General features: G+C 62.3%; 16 protein-coding genes and 2 pseudogenes. 4 read left to right on the top strand and 14 right to left on the bottom strand.

Annotated features, from left to right (window positions below; translation table 11 throughout):
• Positions 1-141: 141 nt before the first annotated feature.
• The gene (locus X773_RS69660; protein WP_023680009.1) at positions 142-1,356 is read left to right on the top strand and encodes a DUF2865 domain-containing protein; all 1,215 of its coding nucleotides are present in this window, start codon (positions 142-144) and stop codon (positions 1,354-1,356) included.
• On the opposite strand, the gene gltX is transcribed toward X773_RS69660, so the two are convergent.
• From gltX to X773_RS69685, 5 genes are all read right to left on the bottom strand, one after another.
• Complete coding sequence (gene gltX / locus X773_RS69665; protein ID WP_023680010.1) at positions 1,274-2,647, bottom strand: glutamate--tRNA ligase; 1,374 nt, start codon at positions 2,645-2,647, stop codon at positions 1,274-1,276. The two genes, X773_RS69660 and gltX, sit on opposite strands and share 83 nt — an antisense overlap.
• 133 nt (positions 2,648-2,780) lie before the next feature.
• The gene (locus tag X773_RS69670; RefSeq protein ID WP_031212864.1) at positions 2,781-4,586 is read right to left on the bottom strand and encodes an ABC transporter ATP-binding protein; all 1,806 of its coding nucleotides are present in this window, start codon (positions 4,584-4,586) and stop codon (positions 2,781-2,783) included.
• A gap of 381 nt (positions 4,587-4,967) precedes the next feature.
• Positions 4,968-5,381 (bottom strand): GNAT family N-acetyltransferase, encoded by a 414-nt coding sequence (locus tag X773_RS69675; protein WP_023680012.1) that lies wholly within the window; start codon positions 5,379-5,381, stop codon positions 4,968-4,970.
• 27 nt (positions 5,382-5,408) lie between these two features.
• Entirely contained in the window at positions 5,409-7,091 is a 1,683-nt protein-coding gene (locus tag X773_RS69680; protein WP_023680013.1) for an NAD+ synthase, read from the bottom strand.
• Positions 7,092-7,156: 65 nt separating this feature from the next.
• On the bottom strand, positions 7,157-7,870 hold the full coding sequence (locus X773_RS69685; RefSeq protein ID WP_023680014.1) for a DNA-3-methyladenine glycosylase I: 714 nt from the start codon (positions 7,868-7,870) through the stop codon (positions 7,157-7,159).
• An 83-nt stretch (positions 7,871-7,953) separates the two neighbouring features.
• On the opposite strand from X773_RS69685, the gene X773_RS69690 reads away from it, so the two are divergent.
• Together X773_RS69690 and X773_RS69695 are read left to right on the top strand one after the other, a co-directional pair.
• Positions 7,954-8,517: a DUF1003 domain-containing protein gene (locus X773_RS69690; RefSeq protein WP_023680015.1), complete on the top strand. Its 564-nt coding sequence runs from the start codon at positions 7,954-7,956 to the stop codon at positions 8,515-8,517.
• Complete coding sequence (locus X773_RS69695; RefSeq protein WP_023680016.1) at positions 8,514-9,101, top strand: DedA family protein; 588 nt, start codon at positions 8,514-8,516, stop codon at positions 9,099-9,101. Before X773_RS69690 ends, X773_RS69695 begins: the two co-directional genes overlap by 4 nt.
• 3 nt (positions 9,102-9,104) lie before the next feature.
• Here the strand turns inward: X773_RS69695 and X773_RS69700 are convergent, their stop codons facing one another.
• From X773_RS69700 to X773_RS69725, 6 genes and pseudogenes are all read right to left on the bottom strand, one after another.
• On the bottom strand, positions 9,105-9,692 hold the full coding sequence (locus tag X773_RS69700) for a hemerythrin domain-containing protein (protein WP_031212865.1): 588 nt from the start codon (positions 9,690-9,692) through the stop codon (positions 9,105-9,107).
• Between the two features lie 101 nt (positions 9,693-9,793).
• A complete protein-coding gene (locus X773_RS69705) occupies positions 9,794-10,153 on the bottom strand; it encodes a diacylglycerol kinase (RefSeq protein ID WP_031212866.1) in 360 nt (119 codons plus the stop codon).
• 76 nt (positions 10,154-10,229) lie between these two features.
• Positions 10,230-10,649 carry a GFA family protein gene (locus X773_RS69710; RefSeq protein ID WP_031212867.1) on the bottom strand — a complete coding sequence of 140 codons (420 nt, stop codon included), beginning with the start codon at positions 10,647-10,649 and terminating at the stop codon, positions 10,230-10,232.
• A 149-nt stretch (positions 10,650-10,798) separates the two neighbouring features.
• On the bottom strand, positions 10,799-12,172 hold the full coding sequence (locus X773_RS69715; protein WP_023680020.1) for a 3-deoxy-7-phosphoheptulonate synthase class II: 1,374 nt from the start codon (positions 12,170-12,172) through the stop codon (positions 10,799-10,801).
• Between the two features lie 179 nt (positions 12,173-12,351).
• Positions 12,352-15,865 (bottom strand): annotated as a pseudogene (gene mfd / locus X773_RS69720) (transcription-repair coupling factor).
• A 13-nt stretch (positions 15,866-15,878) separates the two neighbouring features.
• Positions 15,879-16,166, bottom strand: a complete 288-nt coding sequence (locus X773_RS69725) for a succinate dehydrogenase assembly factor 2 (RefSeq protein WP_023680023.1) — start codon at positions 16,164-16,166, stop codon at positions 15,879-15,881.
• Positions 16,167-16,257: 91 nt separating this feature from the next.
• On the opposite strand from X773_RS69725, the pseudogene X773_RS69730 reads away from it, so the two are divergent.
• Positions 16,258-18,283, top strand: a pseudogene (locus X773_RS69730) (ATP-dependent DNA helicase RecG).
• Here the strand turns inward: X773_RS69730 and X773_RS69735 are convergent.
• The 3 genes from X773_RS69735 to X773_RS69740 all read right to left on the bottom strand — a co-directional run bounded on the left by X773_RS69735 (position 18,235) and on the right by X773_RS69740 (position 19,687).
• The gene (locus X773_RS69735) at positions 18,235-18,987 is read right to left on the bottom strand and encodes a DUF502 domain-containing protein (protein WP_023680026.1); all 753 of its coding nucleotides are present in this window, start codon (positions 18,985-18,987) and stop codon (positions 18,235-18,237) included. The pseudogene X773_RS69730 and the gene X773_RS69735 sit on opposite strands and share 49 nt — an antisense overlap.
• An 81-nt stretch (positions 18,988-19,068) precedes the next feature.
• A complete protein-coding gene (locus X773_RS0139565; RefSeq protein WP_031212869.1) occupies positions 19,069-19,368 on the bottom strand; it encodes a HigA family addiction module antitoxin in 300 nt (99 codons plus the stop codon).
• Positions 19,369-19,405: 37 nt separating this feature from the next.
• Positions 19,406-19,687, bottom strand: a complete 282-nt coding sequence (locus tag X773_RS69740; RefSeq protein WP_023680028.1) for a type II toxin-antitoxin system RelE/ParE family toxin — start codon at positions 19,685-19,687, stop codon at positions 19,406-19,408.
• Positions 19,688-19,885: the final 198 nt, after the last annotated feature.

A 19,885-nucleotide genomic window follows, 5' to 3' on the forward strand; every position in this document is an offset into this window, starting at 1 on the left:
CAGCGCTGGTCGTGGTCGAAGCCGCGCACCGGCGCGAGCCATCCGATTTGGGATGAAGCCGGAATCGGCGGTATGGTAAACAAACGGTTAACCGCAAGCGCGGTAGCTTTCTGAACGACAGGCAGGCGGAGTTTCGGAGGGATGACGGGCGCATGTTGGAAGCTGACGCGGGCCGCCGCGCTGCTCGGCGCCCTGCTACTGTGCGGCATTGCCGTCACTCAGGCGCAGGCCGCTCCGCGCCTCTGCCGCCAGCTTGAAGCCGATCTTGCCGCCGCTTCTCGTGGTGGCGGTGGCAAACCGGCTTTGCTCAGGAAATATGACGACGCAATCGTCCGGCAGCGCCAGCAGATTTCAAAGGCCGTCAGCCAGGCCAGCAGCGCCGGCTGCGGCTTTTCGCTGTCTCGCCGCAACGCCAATGCATGCGCGGCACTCGACGCCACCATCGATCGCATGGCAGCCAATCTCGACGCCCTGCAGGCCAAGCGCGCCGACCTTGCCGGCGGTGGTTCGCGACGCGATCGCGCGCGCATATTGACGTTGCTTGACGCCAATGGCTGCCGCGATGATGGGGCGGCGCGGACGCCCGCGCCGGTCCGCGAAGCCAGCCGTGAAAACGGCAAGCGAAACCTGCTCGACCAGCTTTTGGGCAGTGACGCAACTGAACCCGGTGCGCCCGATCAGCCTGAAGAGCCCGACCAGGCTGAAGAACTAAGTCAGCCGCGCAACATTCGCACCATGCTCAACAACGCCGACGAGTTGGGCCAGCCGCGAGGCGAATTCCGCACCATGTGTGTGCGGACCTGCGACGGCTATTTCTTCCCGATGTCGAATGCTGCCTCGCTGGGCGATTTCGAGCGCGACCAGAAGAATTGCGAATCGAGCTGCCCCGGCACAGAAATGCAGGTTTTCTACACGCGCGGCATGAATGGCGATTCGGCGTCCATGACGTCTTCGGTGACCGGCAGGCCTTATATCGAACTGCCGACGGCCTACCTCTACAAGCAGTCCGACATGCCGCGGCCGCCGGCCTGCGGCTGCAATGCCGCGCAGAATTTCGAGATCATCGCCGGCAACCCGCCAACCCGGGCACAATCTGAGGCGAATGTAGAGAGTACCCCGTTCATTCCGCTGCCGGTTGCTAGGCCTGATCCGGGCGCCGATCCGGAGTCCTTGGCCAACGCGCAAGACGGCCTCGATCGTGAGGCGATCAGACGCCTTGCCGTCAAGCCCGTGCCTTCGCCGACGTCCCTGCCCCCGCCGGAACAGCGCAAGGTCAGGGTCGTCGGGCCAACGTTCCTTCCCGACCCAGCAGCGGCAACAGATCTGCAAGCTCCGGACCCGAAGGCTGTCCCGTAAGCGCCAGCCTGAGCGGCATGAACAGCGCCTTGCCCTTACGGCCGCTCGCCTCTCGGATCTTGCCGGTCCAGTTTTTCCAGACGGTGCCGTTCCAAGGCTCCTCCGGCAGCAGTTCGAACGCCTGGCGAAGAAAGTCGCGGTCATCGTCGGAAAACTCCGCCGGCTCCTCTGGACCGTCTCGAAGCGTACGCCACCAGATCGCCGCATCGGCCAGCCTGTCGAGATTGCCGCGCACCGCCAGCCAGAAAGGCTCGGCCTGTTCGCCGGAGATGCCGAGCACGATCAGCCGGTCGCGCGCCTCGGAAAACGGCATGTGATGCAGCAGCGTGCGGTTGAGCACGAAGAGCTCGTCCGGGTCGAATTTGGCGGCGGATTTCGATGTTGCAGCCGGATCGAAGCGCTCGGCTAGCTCGGCCATCGTTGGCACCGCCACGACGTTTTCCGAGGTGCCGACGAGCACCGCCAGCGAAGCGATCGCCATCGGCTCGATGCCGCTCTCACGCAGGCTCTGGATGGACAGCGCGCCGGTGCGCTTCGAAAGTCCCTCGCCTGATGCCGTTGTCAGGAGATTGTGGTGGCCGAACACCGGCGGCTCCGCGCCAAGTGCTCGGAACAGGGCTATCTGGACGCCGGTATTGGTGACGTGGTCGTCGCCGCGAATGACATGGCTGACGCCCATGTCGATGTCGTCGACAACCGAAGGCAATGTATAGAGGTAGGTGCCGTCCTCACGCCGCAGAACCGGGTCTGAAAGCGAGGCGAGGTCGACGGTCTCTTCGCCGCGCACCAGGTCGTTCCAGTGGATTTCGGTGCGCTCCGGCTGCAGCGGATCGCTGCTGAAGTTGGGCAGCAGAAAGCGCCAGTGCGGCCGCCGGCCATCGGCCTCATATTCCGCCACCTGCTCGGGTGCCAGCGTCAGCGCCTCGCGGCCATAGACTGGCGGCAGACCACGCGTGCGGCGCACCTTGCGCCTCAGGTCGAGCTCTTCGGGCGTCTCATAGCAGGCATAGACGAGGCGCGCCTCCTTCAGCTTCTGCAGTGCGGCATCATAGATTTCGACCCGCCGCGACTGATACTCCGTGGCGTCGGGGAAGATGCCCAGCCAATGCAGGTCATAAAGGATGGCGTCGGAAAATTCCTGCGTCGAACGGGCAACGTCGGTGTCGTCGAAGCGCTGGATGAAGCGGCCCTTGTTCTTGATGGCGAACAGCCAGTTGAACAGAGCGGTGCGCGCATTGCCGATATGGATGCGGCCGGTCGGTGACGGGGCGAAACGGACGGTAACTGTCATGAGCGGGGCGTACCGGATGGTTTTGCTGTTGACAAGACGCGCCCCCGCGCTCGGCGGCAGACATAGAACATGACGAAGGCGAAGAAAAGACTGCAGCGCCACGCGTCCATCAGGACGCGCGGCGCCGCAACCGTCAGATCACCATGCCTTTGGTCAGTTCAAGCGCCTGGCGTTCGAACAGCCGGCGGTAGATGCCGCCTTGCAGCCGGATCAGTTGGTCATGCGAGCCCTCTTCGACGATGCGGCCGCGATCGAACACCAAAAGCCTGTCCAGCGCCCGCACCGTCGACAGCCGGTGGGCAATGACCAGCGTCGTGCGGCCGACCATCAACCGCTCCATCGCCTGCTGGATCAGCACCTCCGATTCCGAATCGAGGCTCGACGTTGCCTCATCCAGGATGAGAATGCGCGCATCGGCAAGAAAGGCGCGTGCGATTGCAACGCGTTGACGCTCACCACCCGATAGCTTTACGCCACGCTCGCCGACCAGCGTGCCATAGCCTTTCGGCAAATTGGCGATGAAGTCATGCGCGCTGGCCAATCGCGCCGCGTGCTCGATCTTGGCCTGCGTGGCGGCCGGCCGGGCATAGGCGATGTTTTCGGCCAGCGACCGGTGAAACAGGATCGGCTCCTGCTGGACAATCGCGATCTGTGCGCGCAGCGACGCCTGCGCCACATTGGCAATATCCTGGCCGTCGATCAGGATATTGCCCGCAGTCACGTCGTAGAGGCGCTGGATCAGCTTGACGAATGTCGTCTTGCCGGAGCCCGAATGGCCAACCAGCCCAACCCGTTCGCCCGGCGCGATGTCCACCGAAAAGTCGCGATAGAGCGGCAGGCGGTGGCTGCCATAATGGAACGTGACCTTGTCGAAGGTGATACGGCCATCGGTGATCCGGATCGGTTTGGCTCCGGGCCGATCCTCGATGCCGAGTGGTTCGGACTGGAAGTCGACCAGTTCCTCCATGTCGTTGATCGAGCGCTGCAGATTGCGGATATGTGTGCCGATGTCGCGCAGATAGCCTTGCAGCACGAAGAATGAGGTCAACACGAAGGCGACATCGCCGGCGCTCGCCTGCCCCCACGACCACAACAGCAGGGAGAATCCGATGACCGCTGCCCTCAAAAGCAGCAGCATCGTCCCTTGCGTGGTGCCGTTGACAGTGCCGCGCATCCAGGTGCGGCGCGTGCGGCCGCGCCATTTAGCGACGACCTCGGCAAGCCGTGTCTCCTCGCGTTCCTCGGCGCCAAAACCCTTGACCACGGCGTTGCAGCTCACCGCGTCGGCCAGCGAGCCGCCGAGCCGTGTATCCCACGCATTGGCAAGCCTTGCCGCGGGCGCGACATAGCCAAGCGACAGCATCGTCGTCACCGCGATGAACAGAACCGAACCGGTGGCGACGACAGCACCCATCAGCGGCCAGAACCAGCCAAGCAGCAGCGTCGAGCCGACGAGCATGACGACCGATGGCAGCAGCGCGATCAGGATCGTGTCGTTGAGCAGGTCGAGCGCCCACATGCCGCGCGTTATCTTGCGCACCGTCGATCCGGCGAAGCTGTTGGCGTGCCAGTCGGTGGAGAAGCGCTGGACGCGGTGGAAGGCGTCGGCGGCGATATCCGCCATCATCTTCAACGTCAGCTCGACAATGGCCATGAAGGCGAGATTGCGCAGCACGACACCGGTGAGCGCCAGGGCCACCAGCATCGAAAAGGCCGCTGTCGCCGCGTTCCACGCAACATCGTCGGCCGCAGCACTGCTGGCGACGGCATCCACCAGCCGGCCGGAATAGAGCGGCGTCAGCACGTCGGCCAAGGTCGACAGCAGGAACGTGCCCATAATGCCGGCAAGCCGCCACGGCTGACGCCGCCAATGGCTGAGCGTGAAGCCAAGAACGCTGCGAAAGGCGCCCGCGCGCAAATCTATTCGAAAACGAGTCATGATGTCATTCGGGCGCAAACGAGCCCGATCCCACGAAAGTAGAAATTGAAAAACCGCGTCGGCGCCGTTAGGCGCCCGGAGATGCGGAGGTTTGGCGTATTTGGCGGCCCTGTAGAGGGGCGGCGACCGGCAGCGGCGAAATACCTGCCTCGGTTCAGCCTTGCCGCGAGGCTATCTCGCGGCGCACTGACCAAGACCTAGGCTTCGCGGCCTCGCATAACGATGTCAAATCCTGGCATTCGGTTCCTCCTGAAGGGGAATCGCGGAGAGGTGTTTATAGAGACGCCTCAACGCCGCGCCAAGTCAGTAGATAGCCAAAAGCGCATCTGGTCCAAGCAGTGAGACGATTTTGCAACAATCGCGGTTGTGCGCTGCCTCTGTTCAGGTTGCCGGGATACGGTCGAAGCGCATATAGCGGCCGTCGGCGGAAGGCCTGAAGCCGAGCTTCTCGTAAACCGCATGGGCGTCGTTGGTCGACAGGCTCCAATGCGTGACAGTCTTGCAATCCGGATGATCGATAAGCGCCTGGACAAGCCGGGTTCCGATGCCTTGCCCGCGATACCCGGGCCAGACAATGATGTCGGCGAGATAGGCAAATACCGTACGGTCGGTGATCGCCCGGCCGAAGCCGACCTGATTGCCGCCGACATAGGCGCCGACACACAGTGAGTTGGCAAAAGCGCGGCGGTGCAGTTCATCGCTGCGGCCACTGCCCCAATAGCTCGCCTTCAACATGTCGGATGTCGCCCGGAAGTCGATCCGCGACAGGTCAAAGCTGATTTCAAGGTTGGCCATGGCTAAACCGTTACGCAGGCCAATCGCCTACCCGCCATCCCTGAACCGGTTGGTAATGGGATAGCGGCGGTCGCGGCCGAAATTCTTCCTGGTGATCTTCACACCGGGTGCCGCCTGCCGGCGCTTGTATTCGGCGACGTAAAGCAGGTGCTCGACGCGCGTCACCGTCGCCCGGTCATGGCCGCGCGCAACGATGTCGTCGACACCCATCTCGTTTTCGACCAGACATTCCAATATGTCGTCGAGCACCGGATAGGGCGGCAGCGAATCCTGGTCCGTCTGGTTCTCTCGCAGTTCCGCCGAGGGCGCCTTGTCGATGATGTTGTTCGGGATCACCTCGCCGGACGGACCGAGCGCACCCGGCGGCATATGCGCGTTGCGCCAGCGCGACAGCGCATAGACCTGCATCTTGTAGAGGTCCTTGATCGGATTGAAGCCGCCATTCATGTCGCCATAGAGCGTCGCGTAGCCGACCGACATCTCGCTTTTGTTGCCGGTGGTGACCACCATCGAGCCGAATTTGTTGGAAATCGCCATCAGGATGGTGCCGCGGGCCCGGCTCTGCAGGTTTTCCTCGGTGATGCCTTCGTTGGTGCCCTCGAAAAGCTGTGTCAACGTGTGCAGGAAGCCCTCGACCGGCTCGAAGATCGGCACGATATCGTAGCGGCAGCCGAGTGCGCGGGCGCAGTCCTCGGCATCCTTCAGCGAGTCCTTCGAAGTGTAGCGGTAAGGCATCATCACGGCGCGCAGCCGTTCCTCGCCCAGCGCATCGACGGCAAGTGCCGCGCAGATCGCCGAATCGATGCCGCCGGAAAGGCCGAGCACGACATTCTTGAAGCCGTTCTTGTTGACGTAATCGCGCAGGCCCAACATGCAGGCGCGGTAGTCGGCCTCCTCCTTCTCCGGGATTTTCGACATCGGTCCGTCAGAGCAGACCCAGATGTCATTCTTTCGCTTCCAGGTGGTGACGTTGACCGTCTCCTCGAACTGGCTCATCTGGAAGGCCAGCGTCTTGTCAGAACCTATGGCAAACGATGCGCCATCGAAAACCAGCTCGTCCTGGCCGCCAAGCTGGTTGGCATAGATAATCGGCAGTCCGCATTCGATGACCTGGCGGATGACGATCTGGTGGCGGACGTCGACCTTGCCGCGGTAATAGGGCGAGCCGTTCGGGACCAGCAGGATTTCCGCGCCGCTTTCGGCCAGCGTCTCGCAGACGGCAACCTCGCCCCAGATATCTTCGCAGATCGGCACTCCCACGCGCACGCCGCGGAAATTGACCGGCCCCTGGATCTCGGGGCCGGCCTGGAAGACGCGCTTCTCGTCGAACTCACCGTAATTCGGCAGATCGAGCTTGTAGCGTTCGGCAAGGATCTTGCCGCCATCGGCAAAGATGATCGAATTGTGCGTGCCGGTCTTGCGCTTCAACGGCGTGCCGATGACGAAACCCGGGCCGCCGTCGGCGGTATCGCCGGCGAAATCCTCCGCCGCCCGCTCGCAGGCCTTCAGGAAGGCGGGCTTCAGCACCAGATCCTCAGGCGGATAGCCGGCAAGGAAAAGCTCGGTAAACAGCACGAGGTCGGCGCCTTGGCGGGCGGCATCCGCCCTCGCCTCGCGTGCCTTGGCAAGATTGCCGGCGACGTCGCCGACCGTCGGATTGAGCTGGGCGACGGCGATGCGCAATATGTCTGGAGCGGTCTTGTCTGTCATGCCCGTGGGTTTAGCGCGGCAAAATTCGTCGAGCAATGGCGTTCGTTTGGACCAAACAGTCGATCCTATTCGCCCATATATTCGCGCAAGGCTTCCGGCGGATGGTTCTCGCCGATCGACATTGCCAGAATGCGCGAAATGTGCCGGCGCGGCAGCCCGGTTTCCGCCGCCCAGGCGTTTATCTGCACTTGGATCTTGTCCAGGTCCTTCTTCGATGTCGGGCTCTGCGCGAGGTCGAGCCCGGCGTCGCGCAGCGCTGCCGTCATGTCGGCCGAGACGATGAAGGCGTCCCACTCCAGCCAGCGCAGAAAATACTGGCCGGTATTGCCGCCGAGCCGGCTGCCATGCTTGCCGAGATAGGCCATCAATCCGACCTGGTCATCCGCCGGCCAATTGGCCAGGAACTTGCCGAAGCTGCCATGCTCCTTCGACACGCGCGCGACGAAGGCTGCGTTGTCGCGTACGGATTTGATCTTCTGCGGATTGCGGACGATGCGCTTGTCGGCTGTGAGATCGTGCCAGAAATCGTCAGGCTGGAACAGCAGCCGCCTCGGCTCGAAGCCAAGAAATGCTTCCTCGAAACCCGGCCATTTCTGCTCGATGACCCGCCAGACAAAGCCGGCGGCAAAAACCCGCTCGGCCATGGTCGACAGGATCCGGTCGTCCGCAATTTTTGCCACCGCGGCATTGTCGGGCATAGGACCCAGCAGCGACGTCAGCGCTGCCTCACCGCCTTTGCGCTTCGCTGCACGGGCGCGAATTTTCTGAAAATCCACCATTGTTTCCTGACCCCATCGCGTCAATCTACCACTTCCCGTATGAACCGGCAGCTTCTACCTCATCGCTGACGACGGAGGCGACGATGAACAAAACGATCGAGGACCTGGCAAGCCGCTGGCTGAAGCGAAAGCCGGACGGCCTCAGCGCGCTCGAAAGCCGGGTACTGCAATCTACGCTCGAGCGCACCACGATCTCCAAGGACACCAACAAGGCCGTCGCCTTTCACCAGACGTTTGGAGATCGCCTGGCCGACACCATCGCACGGATCGGCGGCTCGTGGTCCTTCATCCTGGCATTCATTGGCTTCCTGATCCTGTGGACGGCAGGCAATGTCTGGCTCTTGTCGCGCGCCGCCTTCGATCCGTATCCCTTCATCTTTCTCAATCTCGTGCTTTCCATGGTTGCCGCCCTGCAGGCGCCAGTGATCATGATGGCGCAGAACCGCCAGACGGAGCGCGATCGAATCGACGCCGCCCACGACTATGAGGTTAATCTCAAGGCCGAGATCGAGATCATGGCGTTACACGAAAAGCTCGACGAACTGCGCCACAGCCAGATCATCGGCATGCGAGACGAGATCGCCCGGCTGGCCGAGCAGGTGAAGCGCATCGACGACATTCTGTCGAAGCAGCGAACGTCTTCATGACGGAAGTCATCCATCGTCTCATTGAGCAATATGGATTGGTCGCGGTTTTTCTGGGCTGCGTCGCCGAGGGCGAAAGCGCCGCAATTCTTGGCGGTTTTTTTGCGCATCAGCATGTCTTCGTCCCGTGGCAGGCGTTTCTCGCAGCCGCGCTCGGCGCCTTCGGTGGCGACACGTTGTTCTTCATCTTGGGACGGAGCTTCGCCGACCATAAATTCGTGATCAGGCTCCGAGCCCGGCCGGGCTTCAGCCACGCCTACCGCCTTGTCACCTCTCATCCCAACATTTTCGTGCTGTCGAACCGTTACATCTATGGCCTGCGACTGGTCGGCGGAATCGCGGCCGGGCTGTCGGGCATCGCCGCGGCGCGCTTCATCATCCTCAACGCCATCTCGTCGGTAGTCTGGGCGGCACTGTTCTGCACTGTCGGTTATGTCTTCGGGCTGGGCGCGGAGCACATCGTCGGCCAGGCGCTGGCCCGCCACGAGCGGTTGCTGATCGCTCTGGCAATCGGCCTCGTTGTGGCCATCCTCGGCTGGCTCGCGGCCCATATCGTCGCCAAGAAGGAACTCCACAAGGGAAGCTGATCGTCAATCAATGCCGAGCGCACGATCACCCTTCTCGAGGATCAGCGGAATGATCAGGTCTTCCTCGTCGGCAAGATGCCGGGTCAACATGGCGATCAGCCGGCTGTTCTCGTCAGCATAGGCATCGGCGGCGAAACGCTGTTTGTCTTCGCTCTCCTGAAGCGTGCGGATGAAGGCATTTGCCGCCTGGCCATTGCGCTCCAGTCCCTCATGGATTGTGTGGTGATCGGCATCCAGGATTTCGAAGCCGCGCTTCAGACGGGTCTCGGCCCTGGCGAAGACCGGGAAATAATGATGGTCCTCGACATTGTGGTGGCCGTCGAGATTGCCGAGGAAATGGTTGAGGCGCGGCGCGAACCAGCGCGCGAATTCCGGCGCGTTCAGCCTACCTTCTCGATAATCGCCGATACCATTGGTGAGCATGCCGCCAAGCTCGCGGAACATATCGTGCCGCTGCAGCCACATATTGGCCACGCCGTGGATGTTGGCATGCGCCTGCCAGACCTCGCGTGGAAATTTTTCAACCAGCCAGCGAAGATCGTCCGGCAGGCCCTCACGTTCGAGCAGCAGAAATCCGGCGGTATCGGCCATATCGGTCTCCTCAGACCATGATCCCGAAAAGTGGTACCGGTTTTCGGAAAAGATCATGGTCAAAACGAGAAATGCAGTGACGGCATGTAGTGTCTGAAACCTCAGATCGGTACCCCGAGGATCCGCTCGATGACGGCGACGCCCCAGACGCCGGCAGCGATCACCACCGAAATCAGCACCGCCAGCGAACCGCAATCCTTGGCCAGTTGGATATCGATGTTGAATTCGCGGCTGAACGCGTCGCATGCCGCCTCGATGCCGGTATTCAACACCTCGATCATGATCATGAGCAGCACCGCGCCGATCAGCAACGCATAGCCGCGCCACGATTCCGAAAGGAACCAGCCGAGCGGCAAGGCAAGCACGAGCAGTGTCAGCTCCAACTGGAAAGCCTCCTCGCCGGCGGCCAGTTTGCGAAACGCCCGCACCGAATTGTAAAAAGCGTCGATCAGCCGCTGCATGCCAAAACCCTTCGGAATCACCGGCAGGGGATTAGCGCAATGGCTGGACCAAGGGAATAAGGCGACCTCTTCAAAATCAGTCGCCTGCCACCTTGATCGACGGTGTCGACTTCTCGAACTGCGGCAGCCCGTCATCGATGGCGTAATAATCGCCCTTGTCGCCGACGAAGATATGGCATTCTCCTTGAAGCCCGGTTGGCGCGTCGAACAGCCCTGCCATGACCGAAACATAGCCATCATCGCTCGGCTTCCAGAACAGCAGAGAGCCGCATGTCTTGCAGAAGCCGCGTCTGGCGAACGAAGAAGCCTCGTACCAGGTGATGCTCTCCGCGCCGGTGATTGTGATGTCGCGGTCGGCAACATTGGTCGCCGCATAAAAATGCCCGCTCTGCTTCCGGCACTGCGAGCAATGGCAGTAGACGACACCGCGTAGCGGTCCTCGTGTCTGGAACCGCACTGCCCCGCACAAGCATGATCCGCTGTGACTGTCAGCCATGTCGGCCTCCCGATGCAATTGCCATCGCCTGGCAGGATTCCAGTTTTGCGCGCGTTAGGCACGAGCAAATGCGACACCGGCGGGATTGAATACAAAAAGCGCCGGTTTTCGCCCGGCGCTTCTTCAATGACATCAAAGTTCAGATCGTATCAGCCGTTGACGGCCTGCTTGTGCTGGACCGGATGGGTCTTCTTGAGCAGATCGGAGACCAGGAACGCCAACTCGATCGCCTGGTCAGCGTTGAGGCGCGGATCGCAATGGGTGTGGTAGCGATCCTGCAGCTCTTCGGCGGTGATGGCGCGGGCGCCACCGGTGCATTCCGTGACGTTCTTGCCGGTCATCTCGACATGGATGCCGCCCGGATGCGTGCCTTCGGCGCGATGCACCTCGAAGAAGGTCTGCACCTCCTTCAGGATGCGGTCGAACGGCCGTGTCTTGTAGCCGGCGGCCTCGATGGTGTTGCCATGCATCGGGTCGGACGACCACACCACGCTGCGGCCTTCCTTCTGCACCGCGCGCACCAGCTTCGGCAGGTGGTCAGCAACCTTGTCGGAACCGAAACGCGCGATCAGCGTCAGCCGGCCGGGCTCGTTCTCCGGATTGAGCAGGTCGATGAGCTGCAAGAGGCCATCCGGCGTCAGCGACGGGCCACATTTCAGGCCGAGCGGGTTCTTGATGCCACGGCAGTATTCGACATGGGCATGGTCGGGCTGGCGCGTTCGATCGCCGATCCAGATCATGTGGCCGGAGGTGGCGTACCAGTCGCCGGAGGTCGAATCGACGCGGGTCAGCGCCTCCTCATAGCCGAGCAGCAACGCTTCGTGGCTGGTGTAGAAATCGGTCTCGCGCAGCGCGTAATTGGTCTCCGAGGTGATGCCGACGGCCTTCATGAAGTCCATCGTCTCGGTGATGCGGTTGGCGAGAGACTCGTATTTCTCGCCCTGCGGGCTGTCGGACACGAAGCCAAGCATCCATTGATGCACGTTCTCCAGGCTGGCATAGCCACCTTGGGCGAAGGCACGCAAAAGGTTGAGCGTGGCCGCTGACTGGCGGTACGCCATCTCCTGCCGCGCAGGATCGGGAATGCGCGACTTGGCATCGAACTCGATGCCATTGATGATGTCGCCGCGATAGCTGGGCAGCGTCACACCGCCCTTGGTCTCATTGTCGGACGAGCGCGGCTTGGCGAACTGGCCGGCGACACGGCCGACCTTCACCACCGGCTGTGCGCCGGCGAAGGTCAGCACCACCGACATCTGCAAGAAGACGCGGAAGAAGTCGCGGATATTGTCGGCGCCATGCTCGGCGAAGCTCTCGGCGCAATCGCCGCCCTGCAGAAGGAATGCGTCACCGGCAGCGACGGCTGCAAGCTGCTTCTTCAGCTTGCGTGCCTCACCTGCAAAAACCAACGGCGGAAACGTGGCAAGCTGGGCTTCCGTGTTCCTCAGCGCGGCAAGTTCCGGATAGGCAGGAACCTGCTGGATCGGCTTAGCTCTCCACGAATTCGGCGACCATTTCGTCATCGAAGCACCTAACGCTCTTTCACACGGACGCCATCGCCCGCCAATCCGCCCCACATGGGGTCGCGGCTCCATACACGAAGCCGATTTCCTATTCTAGACCGGAAGTGGTCGCGTGGCGAATGAGCACGGCACGGCGAAAGTGCCGGTGCGGCTGTGCCCAGACCACCAGCGACGCGCTGCTACGCCGCCTTCTCCACCAGCCGCGCCAGCTGCGTCATGACAACCGCTGAGCCAGCCAGCCGCTTCTCGGGCGTCGCCCAGTCACGGCTGAAGACGACGCTCTGGTCCGGACGGATCTTGGCCAGCGAGCCCTGTTCGCCGATGAGCTTGACCAGCCCGACCGGATTGGGGAATTCCCGCTTGCGGAAATGGATGACGACGCCTTTCGGCCCGGCGTCGAGCTTCTCCACGTTGGCCTTGCGGCAAAGCGCCTTGATGAAGACGATCTTCAACAGATGTTCAACCTCTTCCGGCAGCGGCCCGAACCGGTCGATCAGCTCGGCGCCGAAAGCATCGATCTCTTCCGTATTTTCGAGATCGCCAAGACGACGATAGAGCGCGAGCCTCAGCTGCAGGTCCGGGACATAGCTTTCCGGGATCATTACCGCCGTGCCGACGGCGATCTGCGGCGACCAGCCGCCGTCCTGCACCTCGCCGGAATCCTTCACTTCGGCCACCGCCTCCTCCAGCATCTGCTGATAGAGCTCGAAGCCAACCTCCTTGATGTGCCCGGACTGCTCTTCGCCGAGCAGATTGCCGGCGCCGCGGATGTCGAGGTCGTGGCTGGCCAGCTGGAAACCGGCGCCTAGCGTATCGAGCGACTGCAGCACTTTCAGCCGACGCTCGGCTGTATCGGTTAGCTTGCGGTTGGCGGGCAGCGTGAACAGCGCATAGGCGCGCACCTTCGAACGGCCGACGCGGCCACGCAACTGATAGAGCTGCGACAGGCCGAACATGTCGGCGCGATGCACGATCAGCGTGTTGGCGGTCGGTATATCGAGGCCGGATTCGACGATGGTGGTCGACAAAAGCACGTCGTACTGGCCGTCATAAAAGGCATTCATGATATCGTCGAGCTCGCCGGGCGGCATCTGGCCATGGGCCACCGCCACTTTCAGCTCAGGTACAGATTCGCGCAGAAAATCATGGATTTCCGCGAGATCGCTGATGCGCGGTACGACGTAGAAGGAATGGCCGCCGCGGTAGCGTTCTCTGAGCAGCGTCTCGCGGATGACCAGCGGATCGAAGGGCGAGATGAAGGTGCGCACCGCCAGGCGGTCGACCGGCGGCGTGGCGATCAGCGACAGCTCACGCACACCGGTCAAGGCAAGCTGCAGCGTTCGCGGGATCGGCGTCGCCGACAGCGTCAGAACGTGGACGTCGGTCTTGAGATCCTTCAGCCGCTCTTTGTGCTTGACGCCGAAATGCTGCTCCTCATCGATGATCAGCAGACCAAGATTCTTGAACGAGATCGAGGAGCCGAGCAGTGCATGCGTGCCGACGACGATATCGATCTGGCCTTCGGCGATGCCCTTCTTGGTCTCCGCCAATTCCTTGGCGCCGACCAGCCGCGAGGCCTGGGCGACGCGGATCGGCAGGCCGGAGAAGCGCTGCGAGAAAGTCTTGAAATGCTGGCGCGACAACAATGTCGTCGGCACCACTATGGCCACCTGAAAGCCTTCCATCGCCCCAATGAAGGCGGCGCGAAGTGCAACTTCGGTCTTGCCGAAGCCGACGTCGCCGCAGATCAGCCGGTCCATCGGCTTTCCGGCGCCTAGATCATCCATGACCGAATCGATCGCCGTCTGCTGGTCATCGGTCTCCTCATAGGGAAAACGCGCTGCAAACTCGCCATAGAGGCCTTCCGCCGGCACCAGCGCCGGTGCTGCCCGCATCTGCCGCTCGGCGGCAATGCGGATCAGCTGCCCGGCCATGTCGAGCAGGCGTTTCTTCAGCCGCGCCTTGCGCGATTGCCAGGCGCCACCGCCAAGCTTGTCGAGCGTCGCCTCGGCCGAATCCGAGCCATAGCGCGACAGCAGCTCGATGTTTTCCACCGGCAAGAATAGCCGATCGTCGCCGGCATAGTGGATCTCGAGGCAATCGTGCGGCGCACCAACCGCCTCGATGGTACGCAACCCGATGAAACGGCCAATGCCATGGTCGGCATGGACGACGATATCGCCTGAAGACAATGCCGAAGCCTCGGCGATGAAGTCGGACGCGCGCTTCTTGCGCTTCGAGCGCCGGATCAGCCGGTCGCCGAGAATGTCCTGCTCGGCGACGACGACCAGTTTCTCGGTCTCGAAGCCGGATTCGAGCGGCAGCACGGCCAGCGCCGCCTGCCCTGGCTCAAGCCTTTCGGCTTCGGCAAGCGTCGCCACCGGTTTCAGGTTGCCAAGGTGATGCTCGACCAGGATCTGGCCGAGCCGGTCGAGCGAACCTTCAGTCCAGCCGGCGACGATGACGCGGCGGCGTCCAGCGCGCTCGTCGGAAATGTGTTTTACGACGACGTCGAAAACGTTGGCGTTAGGATCGGCGCGTTCCTCGACGAAGCTGCGGCCGTGGCGCGAGCCGGCACGGAACACCTTTTTCGCGCCGGCATCGGGCGCGTCGAAGGCCGTGAAATCTATCGCCTCGCGCGGGCCAAGCGAGGCAATCAGGTTCTCGGGCGACAGATAGAGCAGATCCGGCGGCACCGGCTTGTAGGGCACCGCGTCCTTCAAGGCGCCGTCGGCCTGCTTCTTGCGCGCTTCGTAGTGGTCGAGGATCAGAGTGTGGCGCTCGGCCAGTGCCTCATGCGCCAGATGGTCGAAAACCACAGGCGCATCGGGCAGGTAGTCGAAGACGGTTTCCAGCCGCTCATAGAAGAACNGAAGAACGGCAGCCAGTGCTCCATGCCGGCAAACCGCCTGCCCTCGCTGACCGCCGCATAGAGCCCATCGTCGCGGGAGGGCGCGCCAAAGGCTTCGATGTAGGCGCGGCGGAAGCGGCTGATGGTTTCCGGCGTCAGCGCCACCTCGCTCATCGCCTGCAGCGCCATCGATTTGCGTTGGCCGATGGTGCGCTGGGTTGCGGTGTCGAAGACGCGGATCGATTCCAGCGTATCGCCGAAGAAATCGAGGCGCAGTGCCTCCATCCAGCCGGGCGCGAAGAGATCGAGAATGCCGCCGCGCACCGCAAATTCGCCGATGCCGCGCACCGTCGGCACTCGCTCGAAGCCGGAAGTCTCCAGCCGCGACACCAGCACGTTCATGTCTATCTGGTTGCCGGGTTTGGCGTGGAAGGTCTGCGCCTCGACGAGTTCAGCCGGCGGAATGCGTTGCAACAGCGCATTCGCGGTGGTGAGGACGACGGCGCGGTGCGGCTTTTTCGCCAGCGCAATCATTGCGGCCAGTGCGTCGAGCCGCCTTGCGGCGGCATCGGCGCCGGGCGAGACGCGGTCGTAAGGCAGGCAGTCCCAGGCCGGCAGTTCCAGCACCGGCAGGCCTGGAGCGGCAAAGGCAAGCGCCTCGACGATCGCCGGCAGACGCTGGCCGTCGCGCGCCACGAACAGCACCGGCTTGTCAGGGGCGATCTCGTGCGCAGCCTGCACCAGCGCAAAGGCTTCGTAGCCGTCGGCGACGCCATCGACGNATCGACGATGAACTGGCCGGCGCGGCCTTTCGGCAGACCGATCGTAGGGATAAGGCTCATGGCTACACGTTGTTCAGAAGGTCATCTCCCGGCGCGAAGCCAGGATTTTTTGCAGGACGGCACAGTCGATATCCGCCGGAACCGGGCGTTCGCCAGTGACGAGAGGCAGGAATTCGGTGTCGGGAATGTCGAGGAGCCTCTCATATTGGTCGATTTCGTCGCCGGTCAAGGCGCCGATCTCGGCGTCGGCGAAGCTGCCGAGTATAAGGTCCATCTCGCGCATGCCGCGGTGCCACGAACGAAACAGAAGCTTGCGGCGGCGGGCATCGAGCCCCTCGCTTGATCGTTTCGTTCCGGTCATCTTGCAACATCCTTGCCCAGGCGGCGCATATAGCGTGGATAGAAGGCGGTGTCAGCCTTGCGCTACAGTCGCCGCAACATAAGCTGACATCATGCGTCCCTCCCTCCTCGATCCGCTGTTTGTCCCGATCACCTCGCTTGTCGGGGTCGGGCCAAAAGTTGGCGCCCTGATCGAAAAAGTCGTAGCAGCCGACCTCGGCGACCGGGCCGCGCGCGCCGGGGACCTCTTGTTCGTGCTGCCGCATACTGTCATCGACCGCCGCAACCGGCCCGGCATCGCCGGCTCGGCCGAGGGCGCCATCGTCACACTCGATGTATGCATCGACCGCCACCAGCCGCCGCCACGCGGCAACAGGTCGGTCCCGTACCGGGTCTACGCCTATGACGACACCGGCGAGATCGCGCTGACCTTCTTCCATGCCCATGCCGCCTATCTCGAAAAAGCAATGCCCGTAGGCGAGCATGTCGTCGTCTCCGGCCGCATGGAATGGTTCAACGGCCGCCCGACCATGGTTCACCCCGACCATATCGCACTTGCCGGCGACGCGGAAAACCTGCCGCTGGTCGAGCCGGTTTATCCGCTGACCGCCGGGCTCTCGGGCAAGGTGCTGCGCCGGGCCATCGGCCAGGCGCTGGCCCGCCTGCCGGTGCTGCCCGAATGGCAGGACGGTGAGTTCCGGCGCCGCCATGCCTTTCCCGCTTTCAGCGATGCGCTCAACCGCATCCACAATCCTGCCGACCCGGTCGACGTCTCCGTCGACAGCGCAGCGTGGCGGCGCCTTGCCTATGACGAGTTCTTGGCCGGCCAAGTATCGCTGGCGCTGGTGCGGGCCAAGGTCCGCCGATTATCTGGCCGGCCACTCGTCGGCGACGGCCGCATAGTCGAACAACTGCGCGTGGCACTCCCCTATTCGCTGACCATGTCGCAGGAAATGGCGCTTGCCGAAATCAACGCCGATCTCGGTGACCCCGAACGCATGCTGCGCCTTTTGCAGGGCGATGTCGGCTCCGGCAAGACGGTGGTCGCGCTGCTTNGCGCCGAATGAGTTCTTTGCCGTGTGCATCGCAGACGCCGTCCTCACAGGTCGCGAAAAGGGCCGCGAGCGTGCCGACACGCTGACCGGGCTGGCCAATGGTGACATCGACATCGTCGTCGGCACCCATGCGCTGTTCCAGGAAACGGTGACGTTCCGTGACCTCGTGTTCGCCGTCGTCGACGAGCAGCACCGTTTCGGTGTCCACCAGCGCCTTGCGATCACCGCCAAGGGCGACGCGCCCGACATGCTGGTGATGACGGCAACGCCGATACCGCGGACGCTGGTGCTGACTGCATTCGGCGACATGGATGTGTCGAAGCTGACGGAAAAGCCGGCCGGCCGCCAGCCGATCCGCACCGTCACCTTGCCGCTTGAACGGCTCGACGAACTGATCGGACGCATGCTCGACGCCGTCGCCGATGGCCAGAAAATCTACTGGATCTGTCCGCTGGTCGAGGAATCCGAGGAGATCAAGCTGATGTCGGCCGAGGACCGTTTTGCCTCGCTGGAGCCGCTGTTCGGCGACCGCATCGGCCTGGTGCACGGCCGCATGAAAGGCACCGACAAAGACGAGGCGATGCGCGCCTTCAAGCAGGGTGACACCCGTATCCTGATCGCCACCACAGTGATCGAGGTCGGCGTCGATGTGCCTGATGCGACAATCATGGTTATCGAGCATGCCGAGCGTTTTGGCCTTACCCAGTTGCACCAATTGCGCGGCCGGGTCGGGCGTGGCGACAAGCCTTCATCGTGCGTGCTGCTCTACAAGGATCCGCTCGGCGAGACGGCAAAACGCCGTTTGTCGGTAATGCGCGAGACCGAGGACGGCTTCCGTATCGCCGAAGAGGATCTGAAGCTGCGCGGCGAAGGCGAGTTGCTCGGCACCCGCCAGTCCGGCACGCCGGGCTTCCAGGTGGCGCGCATCGAGGCGCATGCCGACCTGCTCGAGGCCGCTCGCGACGATGCGCGGCTGATCCTGTCGCGCGATCCGGAATTGCAGTCCGATCGCGGCACGGCGCTGCGCCTGTTGCTCTATCTGTTCGGCCGCGACGAGGCCGTGCGGCTCCTGCGTGCCGGCTGAGGCATCGTGTCGAGCGGAGGATTGGCAAGCGCGCCGTGGATCTGCTCGCCGTTCACCGTCACCATTTTGACTGCCGGCGCCACCAAGCCGGCCGACACGATCAGCTTGGCTCCGTCCTCGATTGTCATGTCGAGCAGCACAATGTCGGATTTCGGCACATACATCAGAAAGCCCGTCGTCGGGTTGGGCGTACATGGCATGAATACGGCAATCAGCGGATCGCCTTCCCGGTCGAGCTTCTGGTTGATCTCGGTTTCCTTCTCGCTGGCGACGAAGACCAGCGACCAGACCCCTTTGCGCGGATATTCGACCAACCCGACCTGGCGGAACATGTCGCCCTTGTTCGACAGCACGGTCTCGAAAATCTGCTTCAGCGAACGGTAGATGCCGCGCACCAGCGGCATGCGGCCAAGCAGGCGCTCGCCGAAGTTGACGATGGCGCGGCCAACGATATTGGCGGTCATAAAGCCGATGAAGGTGATGAGGATCAAGGCAACGATCAGCCCAAAACCCGGCACTGGAAACGGCAGGTAGGTGTCCGGATTGTAGCGTACCGGAATGTAGGGTTTCACCCAGGAATCGACCCAGCCGATCAGCGACCAGGCAATGTAGGCAGTAATCGCCAGCGGCGCGCAAACGACGAAGCCGGTCAGGAAATAGTTTCTCAGCCGGGTCATGCCTGAGGTCTTGAGAGCATCCGACATGGTTCACCGCAGCGTGTGTTTGCAGCGCGACACTACTGAACCCCAAGGCGCTTTGGAATGGCGAAGTTTTTAAAAGATCAACTATGCCGCGGCTTCCAGCGGTTCGATCTTCTCGAGCTCCGGTGCGAGTTTCTTCGCCTCGGTTTCAAGTTCATAAGCCTGCTGAAAATTCATCCAGAATTCCGGCGTGGTGTTGAAGAACCTGGCGAGGCGAAGCGCGGTATCAGGAGTCAGGCCGATCTCTTCCTTGGCAATGCGTTCGATACGGGTACGAGGAAGATTGAGCTTCTTCGCCAGCGCACCGGCACTCATACCGAGCGGGACGAGATATTCCTCGCGCAGGAACTCTCCGGGGTGAATTGGACGAACGAACTTGAGCATGGTTCAGAGACCTCAAGGGTTTAGGGCAAGTGCCCGCTCAATGGTAGTCGACGATCTCCACCTCTTCGGCGCCAGCGTTGGTCCATTTGAAGCAGATACGCCATTGGTCGTTGATACGAATTGAATGCTGCCCAGCTCTGCTCCCTTTCAGGGCTTCAAGGCGATTTCCGGGTGGCGATCGAAGGTCGTTCAATTGTGCGGCGTTTTCGTTCGCTCGAAGACGACGTTCGCCGCGGGCAACCAGATCCGGTGGAAAACCTTTCGGTGCCTTCCCCTCGGCAACCGCTTCCACCGCTTTGCCTTTGAACGAAACGATCAACTTCTGCCCTCGTCTTGTATCATACATTGATACAAGACAGGGTGCAAGAAATATGTATCAATAACTGATACTAAATTGTCGTTGGACCCTATCGGCAGCCGTTTGGAACCGATCATTCCACCGTTACCGATTTCGCCAGGTTGCGAGGCTGGTCGACATCCGTGCCCATGAACACGGCGGTGAAATAGGCGAGCATCT

Source organism: Mesorhizobium sp. LSJC280B00 (genome assembly GCF_000502835.1).
Taxonomy (GTDB): Bacteria; Pseudomonadota; Alphaproteobacteria; order Rhizobiales; family Rhizobiaceae; genus Mesorhizobium.